Annotated in this window: 5 protein-coding genes and 1 pseudogene; 3 read left to right on the top strand and 3 right to left on the bottom strand. The window is 65.6% G+C overall.

What is annotated here, in order from left to right:
• A partial coding sequence (locus ABW137_RS24950; RefSeq protein ID WP_526404141.1) for a cytosine permease occupies positions 1–928 on the bottom strand: 928 nt, incomplete at its 3' end.
• Positions 929–1,095: 167 nt separating this feature from the next.
• Positions 1,096–1,809 carry a GntR family transcriptional regulator gene (locus tag ABW137_RS24945; RefSeq protein ID WP_526404140.1) on the bottom strand — a complete coding sequence of 238 codons (714 nt, stop codon included), beginning with the start codon at positions 1,807–1,809 and terminating at the stop codon, positions 1,096–1,098.
• A 131-nt stretch (positions 1,810–1,940) separates the two neighbouring features.
• On the opposite strand from ABW137_RS24945, the gene ABW137_RS24940 reads away from it, so the two are divergent.
• Entirely contained in the window at positions 1,941–3,293 is a 1,353-nt protein-coding gene (locus tag ABW137_RS24940; RefSeq protein WP_526404139.1) for a carotenoid oxygenase family protein, read from the top strand.
• On the opposite strand, the gene ABW137_RS24935 is transcribed toward ABW137_RS24940, so the two are convergent.
• On the bottom strand, positions 3,294–3,764 hold the full coding sequence (locus ABW137_RS24935) for a hypothetical protein (RefSeq protein ID WP_526404138.1): 471 nt from the start codon (positions 3,762–3,764) through the stop codon (positions 3,294–3,296).
• Between the two features lie 182 nt (positions 3,765–3,946).
• Between ABW137_RS24935 and ABW137_RS24930 the strand changes: the two genes are divergently transcribed.
• Both ABW137_RS24930 and ABW137_RS24925 read left to right on the top strand, forming a co-directional pair.
• The gene (locus ABW137_RS24930; protein WP_526404137.1) at positions 3,947–4,324 is read left to right on the top strand and encodes a hypothetical protein; all 378 of its coding nucleotides are present in this window, start codon (positions 3,947–3,949) and stop codon (positions 4,322–4,324) included.
• A 9-nt stretch (positions 4,325–4,333) separates the two neighbouring features.
• Positions 4,334–4,492: pseudogene (locus ABW137_RS24925) on the top strand (cation:proton antiporter); the annotation flags it as partial.

Genomic DNA, 4,492 nt, shown 5'->3' with positions numbered 1-4,492 from the left:
CCGTCGCGGCGGCCGTGACGACGACCAACAGCGAGAACACCAGGAAGTTGACCGGGAGGCCCAGGAAGTTGCCCTTCTTCACGGCCTGGTAGCTCTTGCCGTAGCGGGCGAAGTCACCGAAGTTCAGCATGGGGCCGGAGAAGTAGGACACCACCAGCGCGATCGCGCCGAGCATGATGACCAGCGAGTTGCCCTTCTTCTCGCCACCGAGGGACAGGCTGACGTGCCATCCGGACTTCCACAACAGGTAGCCGCACAGGATGAACATCACGACGTAGACGGCGGGTCCGCAGAAGTCGATGAACTTGCGGATGGACTCCATGCCGCGCCAGAACACCGCCGCCTGGAGGATCCACAGCAGGGTGAAGCTGCACCAGCCAAGCAGGGACAGGCCGGTGAAACCGTATTGGTCGACGTCGGCGTAGGGCGCCAAGCCGGGGAACAGCTTGAGCAGCACGACGTCCAGCGCGGCAGAGGCCAGGTAGGTCTGAATGCCGTACCACGCCACGGCGATCAGGCCACGGATGATCGCCGGGATGTTGGCGCCGAGCACGCCGAACGGGCTGCGGCACACCACTGGGTAGGGAACGCCTGCCTGCTGGCTCGGCTTGGCGACGAGGTTGCACAGGAAGTAGACGATGACGATGCCCACCAACAGGGCGATGAGCACCTGCCAGCTGGCAAGGCCGAGGGCGAAGAGGCTGCCCGCGGTCACGTAACCGCCGACGCTGTGCACGTCGGACATCCAGAACGCGAAGATGTTGTACGTCGACCACGATTGCTTGGCCAGCGGCGCCAGGTCCTCGTTGGTCAGCCGCGGGTCGTAGTGCTCCTTGATCAGCCCGCCGCCGACGGGATGCCCTGCGGCCTCGACGATGTCGCCGGCGCCGATCACGGCGCTCGGGGGTGGTTCCTTGACGTCTGTCATTGCTAGCTCCTGATCTGCGTGCAAATGATGCAATGCGATGGAGGAAAGCTAGCGGCGAGTTGTTGCGGGACCGTTGCGGCGAAAATATATCTTTGTCGCGTCATGCCCTCACGACGCGGTCTTCAGTGTTATTCGTCGACGTTATTCGTCGACGTTATTCGTCGACGTTAGTCGTCGTCCTCGACGATGAGGCCGGTATCTGCGGGGAGCGTGGCCACCACCTCGTTCAGCCTGCGATGGTGTGCGGCGCTGGACGCCAGCAGGCGGTCGACGTCGCGGGACAGGAAGGCGTCGAGCAGTTCCCGATGGTCTTCGTGCAGGCTGGCGCGTTGGGAGTGTTCGACGTGAACCATCACCTGCACGGGTTCGGTGATGTTCCAGGCTGATTCGAGCATGTGGATCAATCGCAGCATGCCCGACGGGCGCGTCAGGCCCATGTGGAACAGCCGGCTCTGGCGGTGATACGCCTGCGGATCGTCTTCTGTCACTGCGAGTTCCAGCAGCCGGTTGACGTCGGTGACGTAGGCGCGCTCGGCGTCGGTGGCGCGGGTGACCGCCGCGGCCAGCGCAGCGGATTCCAGCGTCTCGCGCACGATGTACATCTCGGCGAGTTCGCTGGCCGTCAACTGCGCGACGGCGTATCCGATGTTGGTCTGATGGGCGACGAGTCCCTCACCGGTCAGCGTCTTCAGACTTTCGCGGACCGGGATGTGGCTGACGCCGAACAGATCGGCCACCTCGCTGACCGGGATGGGGGTTCCCGGTGGCACGGCGCCGTCGAGGATCACCCGGCGAAGCTCGTCGACGATGCTCTGCTGCGAGCCGCCCCCGCGGTGGACCGCCAACTTGAAGAGCAGCGCGGAGTGGCGGCGGGCTGACATCGACTCATCCTCCTACGTTTCGCGCGCCGAGGCTGACGACGACCAACATTCCACTATTGACATGTCATGTCTGGAGTGTCATTGTGGAGGCAGCGCGAACGAGACCACCCAACTGCCCAGGGAGACGCGACATGTCCGACACCGACACCGAGACCACCGCCGTGCAGGAGTCCGAACTCTTCGGCACCGGCACGTTCTATCAGCGCGGCAACTACGCCCCCGTCCAAGACGAACTCACCGAATTCGACCTGGTCGTCGAGGGATCCCTCCCGCCAGAACTCGACGGCTGGTACCTGCGCAACGGGCCCAACCCACGTGAGGCCACCGGACACTGGTTCAGCGGCGACGGCATGCTCCACGGCATCCGCGTCGAGAACGGTCGAGCCGCCTGGTACCGCAACCGATGGGTGCGCACCGACTCCTTCGAGGAAGACTTCCCGATCTACAACGCCGACGGCACCCGCAACCTGCGGTCCGCGAAGGCCAACACCCACGTCGTGAACCACGCGGGCAAGACCTTGGCGTTGGTCGAGTCATCGCTGCCCTACGAAGTCACCAACGACCTGGAGACCATCGGCGCCTACGACTTCGGCGGCAAGCTCGTCGACTCGATGACAGCCCACCCCAAGATCTGCCCTACCACCGGCGAGATGCACTTCTTCGGGTACGGCAACCTGTTCGACCCGCACGTGAGTTACCACCGGGTGGACGCCAACGGCGAACTGACCATCAATCGTCCGGTCGACGTCAAGGCCCTGACGATGATGCACGACTTCGCGCTGACCGCCGACCACGTGATCTTCATGGACCTGCCCATCGTGTTCGACCTCGACATCGCCACCAAGGGCGGCGGGGACATGCCCTACCGATGGAGCGACGAGTACGGCGCCCGACTGGGCGTGCTGCGCCGCGACGACCCCTACGGCCCGATCCGCTGGTTCGAGATCGACCCGTGCTACGTCTTCCACGTCGCCAACGCATATGACACGGGCAATTCCATCGTCATCCAGGCGGCCCGCTACCCCGAATTGTGGCGGCACAGCGGCGGTTTCGATGCCAACGCGGTGATGTGGACCTGGACGATCGATCTGGCCAGGGGCACCGTCAGCGAGCAGCAGCTCGACGAGCACGTGGTCGAGTTCCCCAGAATCGACGACCGGCTCGCCGGGCTGCAGGCGCGGTACGCCGTATCGGTGGGCGGCGACAAGCTCGTACGCCAAGACCTCGTCACCGGCAACTCCGTCGAACACGCCTTCGGCACCGCGGCCTCGCCTGGTGTTCCAGGGGAGGCGGTCTTCGTCCCCTCGACCGGACCCGCCGACGAGGGCAACGGTTACTACCTCGGTTACGTCTACGACCCAGCGCGCAACGGCAGCGACCTGGTCATCTTGGACGCCGCCGACTTCGCCGGTGCCCCGGTGGCCACGATCAAGCTGCCGCACCGCGTGCCGTTCGGCTTCCACGGCAACTGGATCAGCGCCTAGTCAGACGGCGGGCGCAGCGACCGGCGGCTTGCCGTGGCAGGCCCGGAATCGGGCCCCGCTGCCGCAGAAGCACGGGCCGCTACGCGGGATCGGCAGCATGTAGACGTGGTACTCGCGGACCTTGGCGATGGCGTTCTGGAGCCGCAGGGCAGGAGCGGGCGTGCCGCGATGCGTCTGCCAGGCCGTCGCGACCGCGAGAGCACTGAGCAGCATCACCACCTTCACGGCTTCCCCGGGCGCCTCGCGGAAACGGAACCAGGCCGCCACCTCGGTGTTCTGGAGTTCGATGGCCTTGGTGATCTGGGCGGTCGACGGCAGCCCCATCTTGAGCTGGTCCAGCAGGACGTCCTGCAACCGGCCCAGCTCGTCGAGCGTCATGGCGCACAACGCCGATTCGACGCGGGCATCGGCGGAGTTTGGCAGCGCCGCCGCGCGTGCACCCGGATGGCTGGTGGAACTGGTAGTGGCCATCGCATCCCCCGACCCCTCGCGTCGGCGTCGCCCCCCGACGTTTCCGACCCTTCAAACGATAGGCCCGGCGCCAGGCTTCACGAATCGGGGAAAACCCTCGAGTTCTCAGCGGGCGAGGCTGCCGTTCTTGTGGTGCCGCGCGGTGACGTCCCCCTGACAGCCGCCCGGTTTATCGTGTCCGGATGGCGGTCAAGTGGCTCGATGCCCCAGAGGATCACGACTACGACGCCGCAGCGGACTACCTGAGTCTGGTCGCCGAGGCCGACGCAGTGGCCAAGACCGTCGACGCCCTCAAGACGGCTGAGCCGGTACTGCGCAAGGCCAAGGACATCCTGCGCGCGGCACGGCTGACGCTGCTGGCCGACTCGAACCCGCGCGTGAAGACCGATCTCGCGAAGATCGCTGCGGGTAAGCGGCTTTCACCGATTCTGCTGGTGCGCGGTAAAGTGCTCGACGGCATCGCACTGGAGATCGCCGACGGATACCACCGCGTGTGCGCGAGCTACCTCACCGACGAGAACACCCCCATTCCGTGTCGTCTGGTGTCCTGGCAATCGTGACCGACTGACATGTCGCACTTCGGGTTTCACACCCTGGCCCTGTTGGTCGTGATCGGCATGGCCGGCCCACTGCTCACCGCCGTGCCGCACCTGAGGATCCCCGTCATCGTCGGTGAGCTCGTCGCGGGAGTCGTCATCGGCAAGACGGGTTTCGACGTCGTCGACACC

Origin of the sequence: Mycobacterium sp. (genome assembly GCF_040509115.1) — a bacterium.
Lineage (GTDB): Bacteria > Actinomycetota > Actinomycetes > Mycobacteriales > Mycobacteriaceae > Mycobacterium.
Note: the sequence above shows the minus strand (reverse complement) of the source record. Positions and strands in the feature narration are given on the sequence as shown.